Genomic DNA, 22,460 nt, shown 5'->3' on the forward strand with positions numbered 1-22,460 from the left:
CAGGCAGTGCCATACAAGGGATCCCATGAAGCAAAAGCGGACTCTCGGAACGCCACGGTTGCTTGGCATCGTCTGGCCATTCATCGCCGTCGTGTTGTTTCAGGCGTTATTGGGCGGTGTGAGTCTCTATGTCCTGTCGGCCGTTCGCGGTTACGTGGCAGGCGAAAGTCTGTGGTCCAAAGGCCAGAAAGACGCCATCTATTACCTGAACCTGTACGCCGACAGCCGCGACGAGGCGATCTTCCCCAAGTATCAAAGCGCGATCGCGGTGCCTCAGGGCGGGCATCAACTACGCGTGGCGCTGGATCATCAGCCGCCCGATCTGGCGTCTGCCCGCGATGGCATTCTCAAGGGCGGCAACCACCCGGACGACGTTTCCAGCCTGATCTGGCTGTACCTCAACTTTCGTCATTTCAGTTATCTGGAAACCGCCATCGACCGCTGGACGGTCGGCGACGCCTATCTGGTCGAACTGGATAACGTGGCTCAGGAGATGCATCGGAGCATCACTGGCAACACGGCGGGCGAGGCGGACATTCGTCGCTGGAAGGCGCAGATTTTCGCCATCAACGACGCTGTGACTCCGGCGGCCAAGGCGTTCAGTGATGCCTTGGGCGAAGGTTCGCGGATGATTCTGCGCCTGCTGCTGTTGACCAACCTCGCCACGGCGCTGGGGCTGATCGTGCTGGCGCTGTTGCGCACGCACAAGCTGCTCAAGCAGCGCCATGCCTTTGCCGAAGCGCTGCAACTGGAGAAGGATCGAGCCCACGTCACCCTGCATTCTATTGGCGACGGGGTGATCACCACTGACGTTGCCGGGGCCATCGACTACATGAACCCGGCCGCCGAGGCCATGACGCACTGGAAAGCCGAGCAGGCTGCCGGTTTGCCCTTGGCGGCGCTCTTCAACCTGCTCGACGACAACGCGCAGACCGAAGGGCTGACACTGATCGAGCACATCCTCAGTGGCAAACTCAGTGGTGGCAGCGAGCATTCGAAACTGATCCAGCGCCTCGACGGCAGTACAGTGTCGGTGACGCTGGTGGGCGCACCGATCCGCAATGCCGGCAAAGTCAGTGGCACGGTGCTGGTGCTGCACGACATGACGCAGGAGCGGCAATACATTGCCAACCTGTCGTGGCAGGCGACCCACGATGCGCTGACCGGGTTGGCCAATCGCCGTGAGTTCGAATATCGCCTGGAGCAGGCGCTGCACAATCTCACCCGTCAGGGCGGGCGGCATGCGTTGATGTTCCTCGATCTGGATCAATTCAAACTGGTCAACGACACCTGTGGGCATGCCGCCGGCGATGAACTGTTGCGGCATATCTGCGCGTTGCTGCAGTCCGGTTTGCGCGAGGGCGACACCTTGGCGCGATTGGGCGGTGACGAATTCGGCATTCTTCTGGAGAACTGTGCGCTGGAGGCGGCCGAGAAGATCGCCGACAGCCTGCGCCAGACCGTGCAGAACCTGCATTTCGTGTGGAAGGGCCGGCCATTTCTGACCACCGTCAGTATCGGCCTGGTGCATGTCGGCCAGACGCCGACCACCCTCGAAGCGTCGTTGCGTGCCGCCGACATGGCCTGCTACATGGCCAAGGAAAAGGGCCGTAATCGGGTGCAGGTCTACCACGCCGACGATTCGGAGTTGTCGTTGCGCTTCGGTGAGATGGCCTGGGTACAGCGCTTGCACATGGCACTGGAGGAGAACCGGTTTTGTCTGTACGCCCAGGAAATTGCGCCGTTGGGTGCCGCCGGGGGAGAGCGTGCGCACATCGAAATTCTGTTGCGTCTGCATGATGAAGCGGGGCGGATGATTCTCCCGGACAGTTTCATTCCGGCCGCTGAACGTTATGGTTTGATGAGTCAGTTAGATCGTTGGGTAGTGCAAAACGTATTTAAGGTTATTGCTCAATGTATTGCCGAAGAACATGAAGGTCCGTTGGCGATGTGTGCGATTAATCTGTCAGGCATTACTATAGGAGATGACGCTTTTTTGCACTTCCTGCGTGAGCAGTTTGTTAACTACGCCATACCGCCTGAAATGATTTGTTTTGAAATTACTGAAACCAGTGCGATTTCAAATTTAGGCAGTGCAATACGTTTTATTAATGAACTCAAAGGTTTAGGTTGTTACTTCTCGCTGGATGACTTTTGTGCCGGAATGTCTTCATTCGCTTATCTGAAACATTTACCTGTAGACTTCCTGAAGATCGACGGGAGTTTCGTAAAGGATATGCTGGACGACCCGATTAACCGCGCAATGGTCGAAGTGATCAATCACATCGGGCATGTCATGGGGAAACAGACAATTGCCGAGTTTGTAGAAACAACCCAGATCGAGCAGGCATTGCTTGAAATTGGCGTTGATTACGCTCAGGGTTATATTATCGAACGTCCGCAATTGTTTACCTGTGACAGTTTGCAAAGTCGGCCCGCCAGACCGCAGCCGCTGTTATTCAAAGCGCCTGGCACGTTCCGTTGAAGTCTCTCGCCGATCCTTATAATCACAAATCAAAAGGAGCCGAACAGTGATCGACACATTCAACCGAACCGGACCACTCATGGAATCTGCAAGTTATCCTGCCTGGGCACAACAGCTCATTGAGGATTGCAGCGAGAGCAAGCGCCGGGTTGTCGAACATGAGTTGTATATGCGCATGCGGGATAACAAGCTCAGCGCCAAAACCATGCGCCAGTATCTGGTCGGGGGCTGGCCGGTAGTTGAGCAGTTCGCGTTGTACATGGCGCAGAACCTGACCAAGACCAGGTTTGCCCGCCACCCTGGCGAAGACATGGCGCGGCGTTGGCTGATGCGCAATATTCGCGTTGAACTCAATCATGCCGATTACTGGCTGCACTGGAGTCGCGCCCATGGTGTCAGCCTGGAAGACTTGCAGGCGCAGCAAGTGCCGCCGGAACTGCACGCCTTGAGTCATTGGTGCTGGCACACCAGTTCCGCCGATTCGCTGATTGTCGCCATCGCTGCGACCAACTATGCAATCGAGGGCGCGACCGGTGAGTGGTCTGCACTGGTCTGCTCGACGGGGGTGTACGCCGCCGCGTTCCCGGAAGAGGATCGCAAGCGCGCGATGAAGTGGCTGAAGATGCACGCGCAGTACGACGATGCGCATCCGTGGGAAGCGCTGGAGATCATTTGCACCCTCGCCGGCATGAACCCGAGCATGGCTTTGCAAACCGAGTTGCGTCAGGCGGTGTGCAAGAGCTACGACTATATGTACCTGTTCCTCGAACGCTGCATGCAACTGGAGACGTCCGAGCGTTTGCTGGTAAGCCGTGAACGCCGGGCTGTCGTCGAAAGCTGATTACAGCTGACACCGCGTAAAAAATGTAGGAGTGAGCCTGCTCGCGATTGCGGACTGTCAGTCAACATCATTGTTGAATGTCAGATCGCATCGCGAGCAGGCTCGCTCCTACATTTGATTTGGGGGTGTCCGGAGGGCTTAGCCCGCCATTGCCAAGCGGTTGCGGCCTTCGCGTTTGGCCACATATAGCGCGCTATCCGCGCGGCGCAGCAGGCTTTCCGCCGATTCGCCGGGCAGCAGCGTCGAACAGCCGAGGCTCACCGTCAGCTCGATCAGCTGGCCATCGGCGTAATACTCGGCCGCTTGCGCCGCGTAACGCAAACGTTCGCCGACCATCGCTGCCGGTTCGCGGCTGGTGTTCGACAGCAGAATCAAAAACTCTTCGCCGCCATAACGAAAGACCATGTCGACATTGCGCAGTTGGCCCTTGATCGAGGCGGCAACAGCTTTGAGCACGTCATCGCCGGCGCTGTGGCCGTGGCTGTCGTTGACCCGTTTGAAGTGATCGATATCGAGCATCAACACCGACAGTGGTTGCAGGTGCCGACGCGACATTTCGATCTCGCGTTGCAGGGTCTGCTCCATGGCAATGCGGTTACCGGCACCGGTCAACGGATCGCGCAAGGCGCTCTGGGTCGCGGCGCGGTAGAGCAGGGCGTTGCGCATCGGGAACAGCAACGACGACAGCAGCGACTCCAGATTGCCTTGTTCATGCTCGTTGAAACGCTGATTGCGGCGGAACACCAGTTCGCCCATGTGCTCACCTTCGTGGCTCAGGCTGTAACTGACGGAGTGATGACCGCGCGCGCCAAACTCCAGGCGCAGGTCGCTGCCCTTGTGCACGTAGCTCAAGGCGTCCAGCGGCACGAGACGCTGAACTTCGCGGAAAAACAGACCGAGGATGCGTTGTGGTTCGAGACTGGTTTGCAGTTGCAGGCTCAGTTGCTGGCGCAATTGCGCAAGACTGGCGGGCCGCTCCAGAAGTGGCGGCTGCTGACCGAAACCCAGGCGTTGCAATTTGGCACTGTCGAAGTCAATTGCATTGGTCTGGGAAGGTGATTTCATATGGCGTGAGCCCCTAAGCAGTAAGTCTGTCTTACAGGCTGGGTGAGAGCGGCTATGGGCTGCGCGTCATACTGATCCATCAGTCCCGTAGGACATTTGGCATAAGTTTAGTCTGCCTGATGACGATTAGTAAGCTATCGAAATCGGCCTTGCCCCATTGCCTTCACACGGCATGCTTTGAGGAAATTTAGAGCGAAAGTCGTGCCATTCGGTTCAGGTTTATTAAAACCCTTTGTATTCAATGGCTTGTGTTATTTCGGAGTGGAGGGGCGCTGGATAATTGACTCAATTGTTGCAGTCGGCAGCGGCAAATGCATGCCGCGACGGGATTCCGCCACGGCAACAAAAGCGACGTATGGCATTACTGGGCGTTGAATGCCTGGCCGTTGATACCGCTGCTGTCCGGCCCCATCAGGTAGAGGTAGACCGGCATGATCTCCTCGGGCGTCGGGTTGTTCAGCGGGTTTTCCCCTGGATAAGCCTGCGCGCGCATGCTGGTGCGGGTGCCGCCCGGGTTGATGCTGTTGGAGCGCACCGGTGCTACGCCGTCGACCTCATCGGCCAGGGTTTGCATCAAGCCTTCGGTAGCGAACTTCGACACGCCATAAGCGCCCCAGTATGCGCGGCCCTTGCGACCAACACTGCTGGAGGTGAACACCACCGACGCATCCTGCGACAGCTTGAGCAGCGGCAACAAGGTGCTGGTCAGCATGAACATGGCGTTGACGTTGACCTGCATGACGCGCATGAAATTTTCCCCGGACAACTGCTCGATCGGCGTGCGCGGGCCGATGATCGAAGCATTGTGCAGCAGACCATCGAGGTGGCCGAATTCAGCTTCGATCATCGCTGCCAGTTCATCGTACTGATGGGGCAGGGCGGTTTCGAGGTTGAACGGAATCACTGCCGGCTGCGGATGGCCCGCCGCTTCGATCTCGTCGTAGACCTGGGTCAGATTGGCTTCGGTCTTGCCCAGCAGCAGCACGGTCGCGCCGTGAGCGGCGTAGGTTTTCGCCGCAGCCGCGCCAATGCCACGACCGGCACCGGTGACCAGAATGACCCGATCCTTGAGCAATTCGGGGCGAGCGGAGTAATCAAACATAAAAACCTCACAATCCATTCATGAAGACCTGCTTCACCCTGTGGCGAGGGGATTTATCCCCGTTCGGCGGCGAAGCCGTCGCAAAACCTGTGTGTCACATCGCCTGGATGAAAGCGGGGGCCGCTTCGCAGCCCAACGGGGATAAATCCCCTCGCCACAAGATCTGATTCAGATCAGCAGCTGCAGAGCGCGCTGTCGAGCACCTTGCGCAACTCCGACGGGTGATCCACCACCACGTCCGCGCCCCAATGCCGTGGGTTGTCGTCCGGGTGGATGTAGCCAAACGTCACCGCCGCCGTTTTCGTGCCAGCATCGCGGCCCGACTCGATATCACGCAGATCATCGCCTACAAACAACACCGTCGACGGATCCAGATCAAGCATCTTGCACGCAAGGATCAACGGTTCCGGATCCGGCTTGCTGTTCTTCACGTGATCCGGGCAGATCAGCAACGCCGAACGCTCGGCCAGCCCCAGCTGCTGCATGATCGGCTCGGCAAAGCGCAGCGGCTTGTTGGTGACCACGCCCCAGACCAGATTGGCTTTTTCAATGTCGGCGAGCAATTCGCCCATGCCGTCGAACAACTTGCTGTGTACCGCACAGCCGACCAGATAGCGCTCGAGAAACTCCAGGCGCAGCTCCTCGAAGCCCGGTGATTTCGGGTCCATCGAGAATGTCACTGCAACCATGGCTTTGGCGCCGCCGGAGATCTCGTCGCGGATGTGCTTGTCGTTGATCGGCGGCAAGCCACGATCCGCGCGCATGGCCTGGCAGATGGCGATGAAGTCCGGCGCCGTGTCGAGCAGGGTGCCGTCCATGTCGAAAAGGACTGCTCTGATGGCCATCGACTTATTCCTCGCGCAAGGTCTGGATCATGTAGTTGACGTCAACGTCGCTGGCCAGTTTGTAGTGCTTGGTCAGCGGGTTGTAGGTCAGGCCGATGATGTCCTTGACGGTCAGGCCGGCCATGCGGCTCCACGCGCCGAGCTCGGACGGGCGGATGAATTTCTTGAAGTCGTGGGTGCCGCGCGGCAGCAGCTTCATGATGTATTCGGCGCCGACGATGGCAAACAGATAGGCCTTCGGGTTGCGGTTGATGGTCGAGAAGAACACCTGGCCGCCGGGCTTGACCATACGGAAGCAGGCACGGATCACCGACGATGGATCCGGTACATGCTCAAGCATTTCAAGGCAGGTGACGACGTCGAACTGCTCAGGCATTTCTTCTGCGAGGTCTTCGGCAGTGATCTGGCGGTATTCGACGTTGACGCCGGATTCCAGCTGATGCAGTTGCGCGACCGCCAGCGGCGCTTCGCCCATGTCGATGCCCATGACGGTGGCGCCACGCTGGGCCATCGCTTCGCTGAGGATGCCGCCACCGCAACCGACGTCGAGGACTTTCTTGCCGGCCAGATTGACCCGCTCGTCGATCCAGTTGACCCGCAGCGGGTTGATGTCGTGCAGCGGTTTGAATTCGCTTTCACGATCCCACCAGCGATGGGCCAGGGCTTCGAATTTGGCGATTTCGGCGTGGTCGACGTTGCTCATGTTGAATCCTCTAAAACTTGAAAAAGGGCTGTAGCCCCGGAGTTTGCCCCGGGGTGTTTACGATTCGGTGTGGCCGCTGATGCGCTGGCCCCAGGCCCGGGCGGTGGCGCCCAGTTGCTCTTCGTCCATGCGCGTCAGGCGCCGGTCGTCGAGCAGTTGCTTGCCGGCGACCCACAGGTGTTTCACGCAGTCGCGACCGGTGGCATAGATCAGCTGCGAAACCGGGTCGTAGACCGGTTGCTGGGCCAGACCGGACAGGTCGAAGGCGACGATGTCGGCGGCTTTGCCGATTTCCAGCGAGCCGACTTGCGCCTCGATCCCTAATGCTCGCGCGCCATTCAATGTGGCCATGCGCAGCGCACGATGGGCGTCCAGCGCGGTGGCCGAACCGGCGACGGCTTTGGCCAGCAGTGCGGCGGTGCGGGTTTCGCCGAGCAGGTCGAGATCGTTGTTGCTGGCCGCGCCATCAGTGCCGACTGCGACATTCACTCCAGCCTGCCACAAACGCTCTACCGGGCAGAAGCCGCTGGCCAGTTTGAGATTGGATTCCGGGCAATGGATCACGCTGGTGTTGCTTTCTACCAGCAGCGCCAGGTCGTCATCGCTGATCTGGGTCATGTGCACGGCCTGGAAGCGTGGGCCGAGCAGGCCCAGGCGACCGAGGCGGGCCAGCGGGCGTTCGCCGCGCTGCTCCAGCGCTTGCTGGACTTCGAACGCGGTTTCGTGGACGTGCATGTGGATCGACGCGTCCAGTTCCTCGGCGATCACGCGGATTTTTTCCAGATTCTCGTCGCCGACGGTGTACGGTGCATGAGGGCCGAAGGTGATCTTGATGCGTTCGTGATGCTTCAAGTCGCCGAACAGCTCGACGCCTTGGCGAATCGCTTCATCGGCACTGCTGGCGCCCGGGATCGGGAAATCGAGGATCGGAATCGCGATTTGCGCACGAATGCCGCTGTTGTGCACGCGCTCGCTGGCGACTTTCGGGAAAAAATACATGTCCGAGAAGCAGGTGATGCCGCCCTTGATCTGCTCGGCGATGGCCAGATCAGTGCCATCGCGGACAAAATCTTCGTCGACCCATTTCGCTTCGGCCGGCCAGATGTGGTTTTCCAGCCAGGTCATCAGCGGCAGATCATCGGCCAGGCCACGGAACAGCGTCATTGCTGCGTGGCCGTGGGCGTTGATCAGGCCGGGGGCGAGCAGCACATCCGGCAGTTCGCGAACTTCTGTGGCGTTACACTTCAATGCTTCGGCGCGCGGGCCGATAAACACGATGCGACCGTCGCGGATGCCCAGGCCATGCTCCTTGAGCACAACGCCAGCGGGTTCGACGGGTACCAGCCAGGTCGGCAGCAATAATAAGTCGAGCGCAATGGCAGGTTTCGGCATCGAGGGTCGGTTCCAGTGCTTTTGTAAAGGATGGCGAAGTATACCCGAGCGTCTTCGCGGGGGGATCGCTATAATCGGCGGCTTTTGTTCATGAGTGCGGGGTGTGGGATGCGCGATCGACTGTTGGCTGCGGAGAAAGTGAAGGCCATCGAGTGGCGAGACGGCGCGCTGCACCTGCTGGATCAGCGTATTTTGCCGTTCGAAGAAACGTGGATTGCCTACACCAGCGCCGCCGGCGTGGCTGAGGCGATTCGCTCGATGGTGGTGCGTGGCGCGCCGGCCATCGGCATCAGTGCGGCCTACGGCATCGTGCTCGCGGCGCGCACGCGGATCGCTGAAGGTGGTGACTGGTACACAGCGCTGGAAGAGGATTTCGCCTTGCTGGCTGATTCCCGTCCGACTGCGGTCAACCTGTTCTGGGCGCTCGGTCGTATGCACGATCGCCTCGATCGTTTGAAAGAAAATGCCGATCCGCTGGCGGCGCTGGAAGCCGAGGCGATTGCCATTCATGAAAGCGATCGGGAAGCGAATCTGACCATGGCGCAGCTCGGCGTCGACCTGATCCGCAAGCATCAGGGCAATGCGCAGGCGATTCTGACCCACTGCAACACCGGCGCGCTGGCTACGGGCGGTTTCGGTACCGCGCTGGGTGTGATTCGCGCAGCCTTTATTGAAGGCATGGTCGAGCGCGTTTACGCCGATGAAACCCGCCCGTGGCTGCAAGGCTCGCGTTTGACTGCGTGGGAACTGGCTAACGAAGGCATTCCGGTCACCCTGAATGCCGACTCCGCTGCTGCACACATCATGAAAACCAAAGGTGTGACCTGGGTGATCGTTGGCGCCGACCGCATTACCGCCAACGGTGACGTGGCGAACAAGATCGGCACCTATCAACTGGCGGTCAACGCCATGCACCACGGCGTGCGTTTCATGGTCGTGGCGCCGAGCTCGACCATCGACATGAACCTGGCCAGCGGTGATGACATTCCGATCGAAGAACGTGATGGCGCCGAGCTGCTGGAAGTCGGCGGCAAGCGCGTCGGTGCCGACGTTGAAGCGTTCAACCCGGTGTTTGACGTGACGCCGGCCGACCTTATCGACGCGATCGTCACCGAGAAAGGCATCGTCGAGCGCCCGGATACCGCCAAAATGGCCCAGTTGATGTGCCGCAAGCGCCTGCACTAATGCGGTGACACTCAATGTATGAGCTGCCGAAGGCTGCGATCTTTTGACTTTATCTTCTAAAAACAAAATCAAAAGATCGCAGCCTTCGGCAGCTCCTACATGTGTGCCTACCCTCGAATGTCAATAAACATCGCTAATCCACACCACAAATCTACGCTCAAAGAAGCTCTGAGCCTCTCTCGTCCCCGTTAAGCCTGTCACCGGTCAACTAACTATGCTCCATGCGCATCTGGGGGATAGGTGCGTGGCGGCCTTTGTGATAACATCCGGCGTTTTCCGAGGCAGCTTCACGAAGCTGTCTTTACTGCGCAAATCCGCGATCCAATGTTGATTTGTCGTAAGTCGGCGCATGGCACTCGGCCGGCCCCGACGAGCTTCGTTGCTCCCACATGGATATGACGAAGTTTCACCAGAAAAAGGAATCAGGCTTCTCATGGGCGAACTGGCCAAAGAAATCCTCCCGGTCAATATCGAAGACGAGCTGAAGCAGTCCTACCTCGACTACGCGATGAGCGTAATCGTCGGCCGTGCACTGCCGGATGCGCGCGATGGCCTCAAGCCCGTGCACCGTCGCGTACTGTTCGCGATGAGCGAGCTGGGCAACGACTACAACAAGCCGTACAAGAAATCTGCCCGTGTTGTCGGCGACGTGATCGGTAAGTATCACCCGCACGGTGATACTGCCGTGTACGACACCATCGTTCGTATGGCCCAGCCTTTCTCCCTGCGCTATCTGCTGGTAGACGGTCAGGGTAACTTCGGTTCGGTCGACGGCGACAACGCTGCGGCGATGCGATACACCGAAGTGCGCATGACCAAGCTGGCGCACGAACTGCTGGCCGACCTGCACAAAGAAACCGTGGACTGGGTGCCGAACTACGACGGCACCGAAATGATCCCGGCGGTCATGCCGACCCGTATTCCCAACCTGCTGGTCAACGGCTCCAGCGGTATCGCTGTGGGCATGGCGACCAACATCCCGCCGCACAACCTCGGTGAAGTCATCGACGGTTGCCTGGCGCTCATCGACAACCCTGAGCTGACCGTCGATGAACTGATGCAATACATCCCCGGCCCGGATTTCCCGACCGCGGCGATCATCAACGGTCGCGCCGGCATCATCGAAGCGTACCGCACTGGTCGCGGCCGTATTTACATGCGCGCCCGCTCGATCATTGAAGACATCGACAAGGTCGGTGGCCGTCAGCAAATCGTTATCACCGAACTCCCTTACCAGTTGAACAAGGCGCGCCTGATCGAGAAGATCGCCGAGCTGGTCAAAGAGAAGAAGCTGGAAGGCATCACCGAACTGCGCGACGAGTCCGACAAGGACGGTATGCGCGTCGTGATCGAACTGCGTCGCGGCGAAGTGCCTGAGGTGATCCTCAACAACCTCTACGCCCAGACCCAGCTGCAATCGGTATTCGGCATCAACATCGTTGCGCTGATCGACGGCCGCCCACGCATCCTGAACCTCAAGGATCTGCTGGAAGCCTTCGTCCGTCACCGTCGCGAAGTGGTCACCCGCCGTACCGTTTTCGAACTGCGCAAGGCGCGCGAGCGTGGTCACATCCTCGAAGGTCAGGCCGTTGCCCTGTCGAACATCGACCCGGTCATCGCGCTGATCAAGGCTTCGCCGACGCCGTCGGAAGCCAAGGAAGCGCTGATCAGCACCGCGTGGGAATCCTCCGCCGTGGTTGCGATGGTTGAGCGTGCCGGTGCTGATTCCTGCCGTCCTGAGACTCTGGATCCGCAATACGGTCTGCGCGAAGGCAAGTACTTCCTGTCGCCAGAACAGGCGCAAGCCATTCTGGAACTGCGTCTGCACCGTCTGACCGGTCTGGAACACGAAAAACTGCTGGCCGAGTATCAAGAGATTCTCAACCAGATCGGCGAGCTGATCCGCATCCTCAACAGCGCTGTGCGCCTGATGGAAGTGATCCGCGAAGAGCTGGAAGTGATTCGTGCCGAATACGGCGACGTGCGCCGCACCGAGATTCTCGATGCCCGTCTCGATCTGACCCTGGGTGACATGATCCCGGAAGAAGAGCGCGTCGTGACCATCTCCCACGGTGGCTACGCCAAGACCCAGCCATTGGCTGCGTACCAGGCTCAGCGTCGTGGCGGCAAAGGCAAATCGGCCACCGGCGTCAAGGATGAGGACTACATCGCTCACCTGCTGGTTGCCAACAGCCACACCACGCTGCTGCTGTTCTCCAGCAAGGGCAAGGTGTACTGGCTCAAGACCTACGAAATCCCGGAAGCGTCCCGCGCTGCCCGTGGTCGTCCGCTGGTCAACCTTCTGCCATTGAGCGAAGGCGAATACATCACCACCATGTTGCCGGTCGATCTCGAAGCCATGAAGCGTCAGGCTGAAGAAGAAGAGGCTGAAGGCGTTGAGGTTGATGTAGAAGAAATCGAAAACAGCAACGAGACCGACGAAGAACGTCGTGCCCGTATCAAAGCTGCTGACCGCAAGAAAGCACCGTTCATCTTCATGTCGACCGCCAACGGCACCGTGAAGAAAACTCCGCTGGTGGCCTTCAGTCGTCAGCGCAGCGTCGGCCTGATCGCGCTGGAGCTGGACGAAGGCGACATCCTGATCTCCGCTGCTGTCACCGACGGCGAGCAGGAAATCATGCTGTTCTCCGACGGCGGCAAGGTAACGCGCTTCAAGGAATCCGAAGTTCGCGCCATGGGCCGTACCGCCCGCGGTGTGCGTGGCATGCGTCTGCCAGAAGGGCAGAAGCTGATCTCCATGCTGATTCCGGAAGAAGGCAGCGAAATCCTCACCGCTTCCGAGCGCGGCTATGGCAAGCGTACGGCGATCACCGAGTTCCCTGAGTACAAGCGTGGCGGTCAGGGCGTTATCGCCATGGTCAGCAACGAACGTAACGGCCGTCTGGTCGGCGCGGTTCAGGTGCAGGACGGTGAAGAGATCATGCTGATCTCCGATCAGGGCACATTGGTGCGTACCCGTGTCGACGAAGTGTCGAGCCTGGGTCGTAACACGCAAGGTGTGACGCTGATCAAACTGGCCAAGGATGAAACCCTGGTCGGGCTGGAGCGGGTTCAGGAGCCTTCGGAAATCGAAGGTGAAGAGCTTGAGGGGGAAGAGGGCGAGGAATTCGAAGGCACCGTCGTGATCGACGATGCTGTTGAAGACCAGCAACTCGACGCCGCAGCAGACGAAGAACCGCAAGAATAAGCGGGCAACCAAGGGGGCGGATGAAAATTCGCCCCCTTGTTATTTGTCCTGTTTGAAAATTTGCAACACTGCACGGGATCGTTCCCACGCTTTGCGTGGGAATGCCGCTCGGGACGCTCCGCGTCCCATGATGCAGAGCGTCATTGGATGCATTCCCACGCAGAGCGTGGGAACGATCATCCGCAGACTAAAAGATTTAAGTGACCACCAAATCAGAGCGAGATTGGATGTGAGCAAGCGAGCCTATAACTTCTGCGCCGGTCCTGCGGCGCTTCCTGAAGCTGTCCTGCAGCGCGCCCAGGGTGAACTCCTTGATTGGCACGGCAAGGGTCTGTCGGTCATGGAAATGAGCCATCGCAGCGATGAGTTCGTGTCCATTGCCACCCAGGCCGAGCAGGATCTGCGTGACCTGCTGAATATCCCGTCGAACTACAAAGTGCTGTTTCTGCAAGGTGGCGCCAGCCAGCAATTCGCGCAGATTCCACTGAACCTGTTGCCTGAAGGCGGCTCGGCCGACTATATCGACACCGGTATCTGGTCGCAGAAAGCCATCGAAGAAGCCTCGCGCTACGGCCGCGTCAACGTCGCCGCCACCGCCAAGCCTTACGACTATTTCGCCATCCCGGGCCAGAACGAGTGGAAGCTGTCGAAAGACGCCGCTTACGTTCACTACGCGCCGAACGAAACCATCGGCGGTCTGGAATTCCAGTGGATCCCGGAAGTCGGTGACGTGCCGCTGGTGGCTGACATGTCTTCCGACATTCTGTCGCGCCCGGTCGATATCTCGCGCTTCGGCATGATCTACGCTGGCGCCCAGAAGAACATCGGCCCGAGCGGCATCGTCGTCAACATCATCCGCGAAGACTTGCTCGGCAAGGCGCGTGCGCTGTGCCCGACCATGCTCGACTACAAAGTCGCCGCAGATAACGGCTCGATGTACAACACCCCGCCGACCCTGGCCTGGTACCTGTCCGGTCTGGTGTTCCAGTGGCTGAAGGAGCAGGGTGGCGTCGACGCGATCGCCAAACTCAACGACGTCAAACAGCGCACGCTGTATGACTTCATCGACGCCAGCGGCCTCTACAGCAACCCGATCAACAAGTCGGACCGCTCGTGGATGAACGTGCCGTTCCGTCTGGCCGATGATCGTCTGGACAAGCCATTCCTCGTCGGTGCCGAAGAACGCGGCCTGCTCAATCTGAAAGGCCACCGCTCCGTGGGCGGCATGCGCGCCTCCATCTACAACGCCGTCGACATCAACGCGGTCAACGCGCTGGTGGCGTACATGGCTGAATTCGAGAAGGAACACGGCTGATGTCCGAGCAAGAACTCAAGGCACTGCGCGTTCGCATTGACGCTCTGGACACCAAAGTCATGGAGCTGATCAGTGAGCGTGCGCGTTGCGCCCAGGAAGTCGCGCGAGTAAAGATGGCCTCGCTGGCCGAAGGCGAAGTGCCGGTGTTCTATCGTCCTGAGCGCGAAGCTCAGGTGCTCAAGCGGGTGATGGAGCGCAATCAGGGGCCGCTGGGCAACGAAGAGATGGCGCGGTTGTTCCGCGAAATCATGTCGTCGTGCCTGGCGCTGGAGCAGCCGCTGAAAGTGGCTTACCTCGGCCCTGAAGGCACCTTCACCCAAGCCGCAGCCATGAAACACTTCGGCCACGCCGTCATCAGCAAGCCGATGGCGGCGATCGACGAAGTGTTCCGTGAAGTGGCGGCCGGTGCGGTGAATTTTGGCGTGGTGCCGGTGGAAAACTCCACCGAAGGCGCGGTCAATCACACGCTGGACAGCTTCCTCGAACACGACATGGTCATCTGTGGCGAAGTCGAGCTGCGTATTCACCATCACCTGTTGGTTGGTGAAAACACCAAGACCGACAGCATCAGCCGCATCTATTCCCACGCGCAGTCGCTGGCCCAGTGCCGCAAGTGGCTGGACGCGCATTACCCGAATGTTGAACGCGTCGCGGTTTCCAGCAACGCCGAAGCGGCCAAGCGGGTTAAAGGCGAGTGGAATTCGGCGGCGATTGCCGGTGATATGGCGGCAGGGCTGTATGGCCTGACCCGTCTGGCCGAGAAGATCGAAGACCGTCCGGACAACTCGACGCGCTTCCTGATGATCGGTAATCAGGAAGTGCCGCCGACCGGCGACGACAAGACCTCGATCATCGTGTCGATGAGCAACAAACCCGGCGCGCTGCACGAGCTGCTGGTGCCGTTCCACGACAACGGGATCGACCTGACCCGCATCGAAACCCGTCCATCGCGCAGCGGCAAATGGACTTACGTATTCTTCATCGACTTCGTCGGCCACCACCGTGATCCGTTGATTAAAGGTGTGCTGGAAAAGATCAGTCAGGAAGCAGTAGCACTCAAAGTGCTGGGTTCCTACCCGAAAGCAGTTCTCTAAGGGGCGGTAGCAAATGAGTGGCAACTTCCTCGCTCTGGCACAGCCGGGCGTGCAACAACTTTCGCCGTACGTTCCGGGCAAGCCTGTGGACGAACTGGCGCGCGAGCTGGATCTGGATCCGGCGAAAATCGTCAAACTGGCGAGCAACGAAAACCCGCTGGGCGCCAGTCCGAAAGCCTTGGCGGCGATCCGTGAAGAGCTGGCCGAGCTGACCCGTTATCCGGATGGCAATGGTTTCGCATTGAAATCCTTGCTGGCCGAGCAGTGCCGCGTCGAGCTGAATCAGGTCACGCTGGGCAACGGTTCCAATGACATTCTTGAACTGGTCGCGCGTGCCTATCTGGCGCCGGGCTTGAATGCGGTGTTCAGCGAGCACGCATTCGCGGTTTACCCGATCGCTACTCAGGCGGTCGGCGCGCAAGCCAAAGTGGTGCCGGCCAAGAATTGGGGGCATGACTTGCCTGCAATGCTCGCGGCCATTGATGCCAACACCCGCGTGGTGTTCATCGCCAACCCGAACAACCCGACTGGCACCTGGTTCGGCGCTGAAGCGCTGGACGAGTTCCTCCAGGATGTTCCGGAGCACGTGTTGGTGGTGCTGGATGAGGCGTACATCGAGTACGCCGAAGGCAGCGATCTGCCTGATGGTCTGGATTTCCTCGCCGCGTACCCGAATCTGCTGGTTTCGCGCACCTTCTCCAAGGCTTACGGCTTGGCGGCGTTGCGCGTTGGCTACGGCCTGTCGACTCCGGTTGTTGCTGACGTGCTGAACCGCGTTCGCCAGCCGTTCAACGTCAACAGCCTCGCGTTGGCAGCAGCCTGCGCAGCGTTGAAAGACGAGGAGTATCTGGCGCAAAGCCGTCAGCTCAACGAGTCGGGCATGCAGCAGTTGCAGGCCGGTTTTCGTGAGCTGGATCTGGGCTGGATCGAGTCGAAAGGCAACTTCATCTGCGTCGATCTCGGCCAGGTTGCGGCCCCTGTATTCCAGGGCTTGCTGCGCGAAGGCGTGATCGTGCGTCCAGTGGCCAATTACGGCATGCCGAACCACCTGCGGGTGACCATCGGTCTGCCAGCGGAAAACAGCCGTTTCCTTGAAGCGCTGCGCAAGGTTCTGGCTCGTGGGTGATGTCACTGCAATGCAATCTGCTGCACCTATGATCGGTCGCCTTGTGGTGGTCGGTCTGGGGTTGATCGGTGGTTCGTTTGCCAAAGGCTTGCGGGAAAGCGGTGTGTGCCGTGAAGTGGTCGGGGTCGATCTCGATCCGCAATCGCGCAAGCTCGCGGTCGAGTTGGGTGTGGTCGATCGTTGTGAAGATGACTTGGCAGCGGCTTGCCAGGGTGCTGACGTAATTCAGCTGGCGGTGCCGATTCTGGCCATGGAAAAAGTGCTCGCGCGTCTGGCGAGCATGGATCTGGGCTCGGCGATTCTGACCGACGTCGGCAGCGCCAAAGGCAATGTGGTGCGCGCGGCAACCGAGGCGTTTGGCGCGATGCCGCCGCGTTTCGTGCCGGGCCATCCGATTGCCGGTTCCGAGCAGAGCGGGGTGGAAGCCTCCAATGCTGAGCTGTTCCGTCGTCACAAAGTGATTCTCACGCCGCTCGAGCAAACCGATCCGGCTGCACTGGCGGTGGTTGATCGTCTGTGGCGCGAATTGGGCGCCGACGTCGAGCACATGCAAGTCGAGCGTCACGATGAAGTGTTGGCCGCGACCAGCCATCTGCCGCATTTGCTGGCCTTTGGTCTGGTCGATTCGTTGGCCAAGCGCAATGAAAACCTTGAGATCTTCCGTTACGCTGCCGGTGGTTTCCGCGATTTCACAAGAATTGCCGGAAGCGACCCGGTGATGTGGCACGACATCTTCCTCGCCAACCGCGAGGCTGTCCTGCGCACACTCGATACATTTCGCAGCGACCTCGACGCCTTGCGCGACGCGGTCGATGCAGGGGATGGGCACCAATTGTTGGGCGTTTTCACTCGCGCCCGGGTTGCCCGCGAGCATTTCAGTAAAATCCTGGCCCGCAGGGCCTATGTGGACGCTATGAATTCCAACGATCTGATCTTCCTGGCTCAACCTGGTGGCCGCCTGTCCGGTCGGATTCGCGTACCGGGTGACAAATCGATTTCCCACCGTTCGATCATGCTCGGTTCGCTGGCCGAAGGCGTCACCGAAGTCGAAGGCTTCCTCGAGGGCGAAGACGCCCTGGCGACCTTGCAGGCGTTCCGTGACATGGGCGTGGTCATCGAAGGCCCGCACCACGGCCGCGTGACCATTCATGGTGTCGGCCTGCATGGTCTGAAACCGGCGCCGGGCCCGATCTACCTGGGCAACTCCGGTACTTCGATGCGTCTGCTGTCCGGCCTGCTGGCCGCGCAAAACTTCGACAGCACTTTGACTGGCGATGCGTCGCTGTCCAAGCGTCCAATGAATCGCGTGGCCAATCCGCTGCGAGAAATGGGCGCCGTGATCGAAACCGCTGCTGAAGGTCGTCCACCGATGACCATTCGTGGCGGACACAAGCTTAAAGGCGTGACTTACACCATGCCGATGGCCAGTGCCCAGGTGAAATCCTGCCTGCTGCTCGCCGGTCTGTACGCCGAAGGCAAGACCACCGTGACCGAGCCGGCCCCGACTCGTGATCATACCGAGCGCATGCTGCGCGGCTTCGGTTACCCGGTCAGCGTTGAAGGCGCGACGGCTTCGGTTGAATCCGGCGGCAAGTTGACGGCGACCCATATTGAAGTACCGGGTGACATCTCGTCGTCGGCGTTCTTCCTCGTCGCAGCCTCGATCGCCGAAGGTTCGGAGCTGGTGCTCGAGCACGTCGGCATCAACCCGACCCGTACCGGCGTCATCGACATCCTGCGCCTGATGGGTGCGGACATCACCCTGGAAAACCAGCGCGAAGTCGGCGGCGAGCCTGTGGCTGACCTGCGCGTGCGAGCAGCTAAACTCAAGGGTATCGAGATTCCCGAGGAGCTGGTTCCGCTGGCCATCGACGAGTTCCCGGTACTGTTCGTCGCCGCTGCCTGTGCCGAAGGGCGCACTGTGTTGACCGGCGCTGAAGAACTGCGCGTCAAGGAATCGGATCGTATCCAGGTCATGGCGGACGGTTTGCTGGCGCTGGGCGTCAAGTGTGAACCGACCCCGGACGGCATCATCATCGACGGTGGCCAGATCGGCGGCGGCGAAGTGCATGGTCACGGCGATCACCGCATTGCGATGGCTTTCAGCGTGGCCTCGCTGCGCGCCACTGCGCCGATCCGCATCCATGATTGCGCCAACGTCGCGACGTCGTTCCCGAACTTCCTCGCGTTGTGCGCGCAGGTCGGTATTCGTGTGGCACAAGAGGCTCAGTCGTGAAAAACATTGCACCGGTCATTACCATCGATGGGCCAAGCGGCTCGGGCAAAGGCACGGTCGCCGGGATTCTGGCCAAGCGTCTGGGCTGGAATCTGCTGGATTCGGGTGCGCTGTACCGCTTGCTGGCGTTTGCTGCGCACAATCATGGTGTTGACCTGACCAATGAAGAGCTGCTGAAAAAACTGGCCGCTCATCTGGATGTGCAGTTCATCGCGGCGACCGACGGTCAGTTGCAGCGGATCATCCTGGAAGGTGACGAAGTCAGCGATGTCATTCGCACCGAGAGCATCGGTTCCGGTGCTTCGCAAGTGGCGGCATTGCCGGCTGTACGCGAGGCGCTGCTGCAGCGTCAGCGCGCTTTCCAGGAGGCGCCGGGCTTGGTGGCCGACGGTCGCGATATGGGCACGGTGGTTTTTCCAAGTGCGCCGCTGAAGATTTTCCTCACCGCGAGTGCCGAGGAGAGGGCGCGCCGTCGATATTTGCAGTTGAAGGGCAAAGTCGAGGGTGTTAGTCTGTCGAGTCTGCTAGATGAGATCCGTGCACGCGATGAGCGTGACACCCAGCGAGCGGTAGCCCCGCTTAAGCCGGCGGCTGACGCCATACAGCTGGATTCCACGGAGTTGTCCATTGATCAGGTGCTTGAACGCATCATGAGCGAGATCGCCATTCGCGATATCGCCGGGTGACCAAGAAGGTTGCAGGGGACCAGTCATAGTCCTGTGGCGCTTCTTTTATTTGAAACTAACCCACACCGTCTGGGGTGTGGAGATGGGCGTATCCTTCGCCCTCATTTACAGGAATTAAAATGAGCGAAAGCTTTGCGGAACTCTTTGAAGAAAGCCTAAAAACCCTGAACCTTCAGGCAGGCTCCATCATCACCGGTGTTATCGTTGATATCGATTACCAAGCTCGCTGGGTAACCGTTCACGCTGGCCTGAAGTCTGAAGCACTCATCCCGCTTGAGCAGTTCTACAACGACGCTGGCGATCTGACTATCAATGTCGGTGACGAAGTTCACGTTGCTCTGGACTCGGTTGAAGACGGTTTCGGTGAAACCAAGCTGTCCCGTGAAAAAGCCAAGCGCGCTGAGTGCTGGATCGTTCTGGAAGCAGCCTTCGCAGCTGAGGAAGTGGTCAAGGGCGTTATCAACGGTAAGGTTAAAGGCGGCTTCACTGTCGACGTTAACGGCATCCGTGCGTTCCTGCCAGGTTCCCTGGTTGATGTCCGTCCAGTGCGCGACACCACGCACCTGGAAGGCAAAGAGCTGGAATTCAAGGTCATCAAGCTGGACCAGAAGCGCAACAACGTTGTCGTTTCCCGTCGCAGCGTCCTGGAAGCCGAGAACTCCGCCGAGCGTGAAGCTCTGCTGGAATCCTTGCAGGAAGGCCAGCAAGTCAAAGGTATCGTCAAAAACCTCACCGATTACGGCGCATTCGTCGATCTGGGTGGCGTGGACGGCCTGCTGCACATCACCGACATGGCCTGGAAGCGCATCAAGCATCCTTCCGAGATCGTTAACGTTGGTGACGAAATCGACGTCAAGGTTCTGAAATACGATCGCGAACGCAACCGTGTTTCCCTGGGCCTGAAGCAACTGGGCGAAGATCCATGGGTTGCTATCAAAGCCCGTTACCCAGAAAGCACTCGCGTTACCGCTCGTGTAACCAACCTGACCGACTACGGCTGCTTCGCTGAGCTGGAAGAAGGCGTTGAAGGTCTGGTACACGTATCGGAAATGGACTGGACCAACAAGAACATCCACCCTTCGAAAGTCGTACAAGTCGGCGACGAAGTGGAAGTTATGGTTCTGGACATCGACGAAGAGCGTCGTCGTATCTCCCTGGGCATCAAGCAGTGCAAATCTAACCCATGGGAAGATTTCTCTGGCCAGTTCAACAAGGGCGATAAAATCTCCGGCACCATCAAGTCGATCACCGATTTCGGTATCTTCATTGGTCTGGACGGCGGCATCGACGGTCTGGTTCACCTGTCCGACATCTCCTGGAACGAAGTGGGCGAAGAAGCCGTACGTCGTTTCAAGAAGGGCGACGAGCTGGACACCGTTATCCTGTCGGTTGACCCAGAGCGCGAGCGTATCTCCCTGGGTATCAAGCAGCTGGAAAGCGATCCGTTCTCCGAGTACGTCTCGGTTAACGACAAAGGCGCCATCGTTAAAGGCACTGTGAAAGAAGTTGACGCCAAAGGCGCCATCATCGTTCTGGCCGACGATATCGAAGCGACTCTGAAAGCCTCCGAAATCAGCCGTGACCGCGTTGAAGACGCGCGCAACGTTCTGAAAGAAGGCGAAGAAGTAGAAGCCAAGATCATCAGCGTTGATCGTAAGAGCCGCGTGATCCAACTCTCCATCAAGTCGAAAGACGACGCTGAAGAGAAAGAAGCTATCCAGAGCCTGAAAGCAGCTCCGGAAGGCGAAGCAGTTGACACCACCATGGCTGCACTGCTGAAGCAAGCAATGGCCAAACAGAACTAAGTTCTGCTTGATCATGAAAAAGGGCGACTTCGGTCGCCCTTTTTTGTGCCCGCAATTTGGCGGCAGGTCAGGTTTCCAGTGAAACCAATCTCACGTTTGGGCTGTCTGTTTCTTTATTCGGATCAATCGTCTATTCGCGACTAAGCTTGGACTTGGGTGCGCAGTAGTCGGGCAGTTGCCTGGCATAAGGAAGTGGATGAACAAGTTTATTGTCCTCATAGCGATCTTGTTGTGCGCTGGCTGTACTACAAGTGCCAAGAGCCATGCGGTGCGCGGGGTCAGTGGTATTGAAGTCGATTGTTCCGGTTTGGGCTCGGGCTGGGAAAAGTGCCAGAAGCGTGCAGCGAAAGAGTGCAAGGGCGCTGGCTATAAGGTGGTGACGCGATCTGATGACGCTAAGGATGAAGATGAGTTTCCCTTTGGCTTCAATCCAGCTGGCTACGTGACGCGTACCATGCTGGTGATCTGTCGCTGAGTGCGGTGAACCGGTTTGGTGATCTGATGCTCTGCAAATGGGCGTTTTGACGCTAAGGAAGATATGTCAATCCCTGGGCTGTTCAAAATCTTCCGGGCGTGCTAAAACCTTTCAAGCGCTGATCTAGCTGCTTGAAAAAGAAGGGAAAAATATGACGAAGTCGGAGTTGATCGAACGAATTGTCACCCATCAAGGGCTGCTCTCCTCCAAGGATGTGGAGCTGGCCATCAAGACCATGCTTGAACAAATGTCCCAGTGTCTGGCCACCGGTGATCGTATCGAGATCCGTGGGTTTGGCAGCTTCTCACTGCATTATCGCGCGCCGCGTGTAGGGCGCAATCCAAAGACCGGTCAGTCCGTCAGCCTTGACGGTAAGTTCGTTCCACACTTCAAGCCGGGCAAAGAACTGCGCGATCGTGTGAACGAGGAAGAGGAGGAGGGCGTTTGATCCTCGCTGCTGAATATCAGGGAGATGCTCATGCGTAATCTCAAGCGCATACTTCTTGGCGTTTTCGTTTTGTTGCTTGTCTTGGTTGTTCTGGCCTTTGTCCTTGAAAACCAGCAGGCGGTGTCGTTGTTGTTTCTAGGTTGGTCCGGGCCGCAACTTCCGGTGTCGTTGGTTGTTGTCGTGGCATTGCTGATCGGCATGTTTATCGGCCCGATTCTCGGCTGGTTCCTGGGACGCTCGTCCAGAGCTGCACGCAAGCGCCTTGTCTGAAAACGACAGGTGCAGGGCATCTGTCGAAATTGCGCCTCTGCCTGTCTATATCCATTAGTAAAACCTTCATTAAGCTGTAAAATGCAGCCCTTGTTCGATAGTGGCCTATTCCCACGTCGATTCAGACTGACTCTGACGGAAGCCTCTAATTTGATGGCTTCTGCATTCATGGATTAGAC

At 58.7% G+C, this 22,460-nt stretch carries 18 protein-coding genes; 13 read left to right on the forward strand and 5 right to left on the reverse strand.

Annotated features, from left to right (window positions below):
* Positions 1 to 25 precede the first annotated feature (25 nt).
* Positions 26 to 2,485 (forward strand): EAL domain-containing protein, encoded by a 2,460-nt coding sequence (locus tag PMI37_RS08095; RefSeq protein WP_008079771.1) that lies wholly within the window; start codon positions 26 to 28, stop codon positions 2,483 to 2,485.
* 79 nt (positions 2,486 to 2,564) lie between these two features.
* On the forward strand, positions 2,565 to 3,326 hold the full coding sequence (locus PMI37_RS08100; protein WP_443216814.1) for a TenA family transcriptional regulator: 762 nt from the start codon (positions 2,565 to 2,567) through the stop codon (positions 3,324 to 3,326).
* A 138-nt stretch (positions 3,327 to 3,464) separates the two neighbouring features.
* Here PMI37_RS08100 and PMI37_RS08105 read toward each other — a convergent pair whose 3' ends face one another.
* From PMI37_RS08105 to PMI37_RS08125, 5 genes are all read right to left on the reverse strand, one after another.
* A complete protein-coding gene (locus tag PMI37_RS08105) occupies positions 3,465 to 4,391 on the reverse strand; it encodes a GGDEF domain-containing protein (RefSeq protein ID WP_008079773.1) in 927 nt (308 codons plus the stop codon).
* A gap of 361 nt (positions 4,392 to 4,752) precedes the next feature.
* Complete coding sequence (locus tag PMI37_RS08110) at positions 4,753 to 5,493, reverse strand: YciK family oxidoreductase (protein ID WP_008079774.1); 741 nt, start codon at positions 5,491 to 5,493, stop codon at positions 4,753 to 4,755.
* A 173-nt stretch (positions 5,494 to 5,666) separates the two neighbouring features.
* Positions 5,667 to 6,338, reverse strand: a complete 672-nt coding sequence (gene mupP / locus PMI37_RS08115) for an N-acetylmuramic acid 6-phosphate phosphatase MupP (RefSeq protein WP_008079775.1) — start codon at positions 6,336 to 6,338, stop codon at positions 5,667 to 5,669.
* Between the two features lie 4 nt (positions 6,339 to 6,342).
* Positions 6,343 to 7,041 carry a bifunctional 2-polyprenyl-6-hydroxyphenol methylase/3-demethylubiquinol 3-O-methyltransferase UbiG gene (gene ubiG, locus PMI37_RS08120; protein ID WP_008079776.1) on the reverse strand — a complete coding sequence of 233 codons (699 nt, stop codon included), beginning with the start codon at positions 7,039 to 7,041 and terminating at the stop codon, positions 6,343 to 6,345.
* Positions 7,042 to 7,098: 57 nt separating this feature from the next.
* Positions 7,099 to 8,433 carry a TRZ/ATZ family hydrolase gene (locus PMI37_RS08125; protein ID WP_008079777.1) on the reverse strand — a complete coding sequence of 445 codons (1,335 nt, stop codon included), beginning with the start codon at positions 8,431 to 8,433 and terminating at the stop codon, positions 7,099 to 7,101.
* A 108-nt stretch (positions 8,434 to 8,541) separates the two neighbouring features.
* Between PMI37_RS08125 and mtnA the strand changes: the two genes are divergently transcribed.
* From mtnA to PMI37_RS08180, 11 genes are all read left to right on the forward strand, one after another.
* Entirely contained in the window at positions 8,542 to 9,618 is a 1,077-nt protein-coding gene (mtnA, locus tag PMI37_RS08130; protein ID WP_045123059.1) for an S-methyl-5-thioribose-1-phosphate isomerase, read from the forward strand.
* A 433-nt stretch (positions 9,619 to 10,051) separates the two neighbouring features.
* Positions 10,052 to 12,826 (forward strand): DNA gyrase subunit A, encoded by a 2,775-nt coding sequence (gene gyrA, locus PMI37_RS08135; RefSeq protein ID WP_008079779.1) that lies wholly within the window; start codon positions 10,052 to 10,054, stop codon positions 12,824 to 12,826.
* Between the two features lie 229 nt (positions 12,827 to 13,055).
* Positions 13,056 to 14,141: a 3-phosphoserine/phosphohydroxythreonine transaminase gene (serC, locus tag PMI37_RS08140; RefSeq protein WP_045123060.1), complete on the forward strand. Its 1,086-nt coding sequence runs from the start codon at positions 13,056 to 13,058 to the stop codon at positions 14,139 to 14,141.
* The gene (gene pheA / locus PMI37_RS08145; protein WP_007908404.1) at positions 14,141 to 15,235 is read left to right on the forward strand and encodes a prephenate dehydratase; all 1,095 of its coding nucleotides are present in this window, start codon (positions 14,141 to 14,143) and stop codon (positions 15,233 to 15,235) included. Before serC ends, pheA begins: the two co-directional genes overlap by 1 nt.
* 13 nt (positions 15,236 to 15,248) lie before the next feature.
* Positions 15,249 to 16,361, forward strand: a complete 1,113-nt coding sequence (gene hisC, locus PMI37_RS08150; protein ID WP_008079782.1) for a histidinol-phosphate transaminase — start codon at positions 15,249 to 15,251, stop codon at positions 16,359 to 16,361.
* Positions 16,362 to 16,389: 28 nt separating this feature from the next.
* Positions 16,390 to 18,597: a bifunctional prephenate dehydrogenase/3-phosphoshikimate 1-carboxyvinyltransferase gene (locus PMI37_RS08155; protein ID WP_008079783.1), complete on the forward strand. Its 2,208-nt coding sequence runs from the start codon at positions 16,390 to 16,392 to the stop codon at positions 18,595 to 18,597.
* Positions 18,594 to 19,283 carry a (d)CMP kinase gene (cmk, locus tag PMI37_RS08160; protein WP_008079784.1) on the forward strand — a complete coding sequence of 230 codons (690 nt, stop codon included), beginning with the start codon at positions 18,594 to 18,596 and terminating at the stop codon, positions 19,281 to 19,283. The genes PMI37_RS08155 and cmk overlap by 4 nt, the downstream gene beginning before the upstream one ends.
* Before the next feature lie 119 nt (positions 19,284 to 19,402).
* On the forward strand, positions 19,403 to 21,088 hold the full coding sequence (rpsA, locus tag PMI37_RS08165) for a 30S ribosomal protein S1 (RefSeq protein ID WP_008079785.1): 1,686 nt from the start codon (positions 19,403 to 19,405) through the stop codon (positions 21,086 to 21,088).
* A gap of 196 nt (positions 21,089 to 21,284) precedes the next feature.
* Positions 21,285 to 21,563, forward strand: coding sequence for a hypothetical protein (locus PMI37_RS08170; protein ID WP_008079786.1), 279 nt, complete (start codon positions 21,285 to 21,287; stop codon positions 21,561 to 21,563).
* Positions 21,564 to 21,714: 151 nt separating this feature from the next.
* Positions 21,715 to 22,011, forward strand: coding sequence for an integration host factor subunit beta (gene ihfB / locus PMI37_RS08175; protein WP_003189779.1), 297 nt, complete (start codon positions 21,715 to 21,717; stop codon positions 22,009 to 22,011).
* A 30-nt stretch (positions 22,012 to 22,041) separates the two neighbouring features.
* Positions 22,042 to 22,281: a lipopolysaccharide assembly protein LapA domain-containing protein gene (locus PMI37_RS08180; RefSeq protein ID WP_008079788.1), complete on the forward strand. Its 240-nt coding sequence runs from the start codon at positions 22,042 to 22,044 to the stop codon at positions 22,279 to 22,281.
* Positions 22,282 to 22,460 lie beyond the last annotated feature (179 nt).

Origin of the sequence: Pseudomonas sp. GM80, assembly GCF_000282515.1 — a bacterium.
GTDB lineage: Bacteria > Pseudomonadota > Gammaproteobacteria > Pseudomonadales > Pseudomonadaceae > Aquipseudomonas.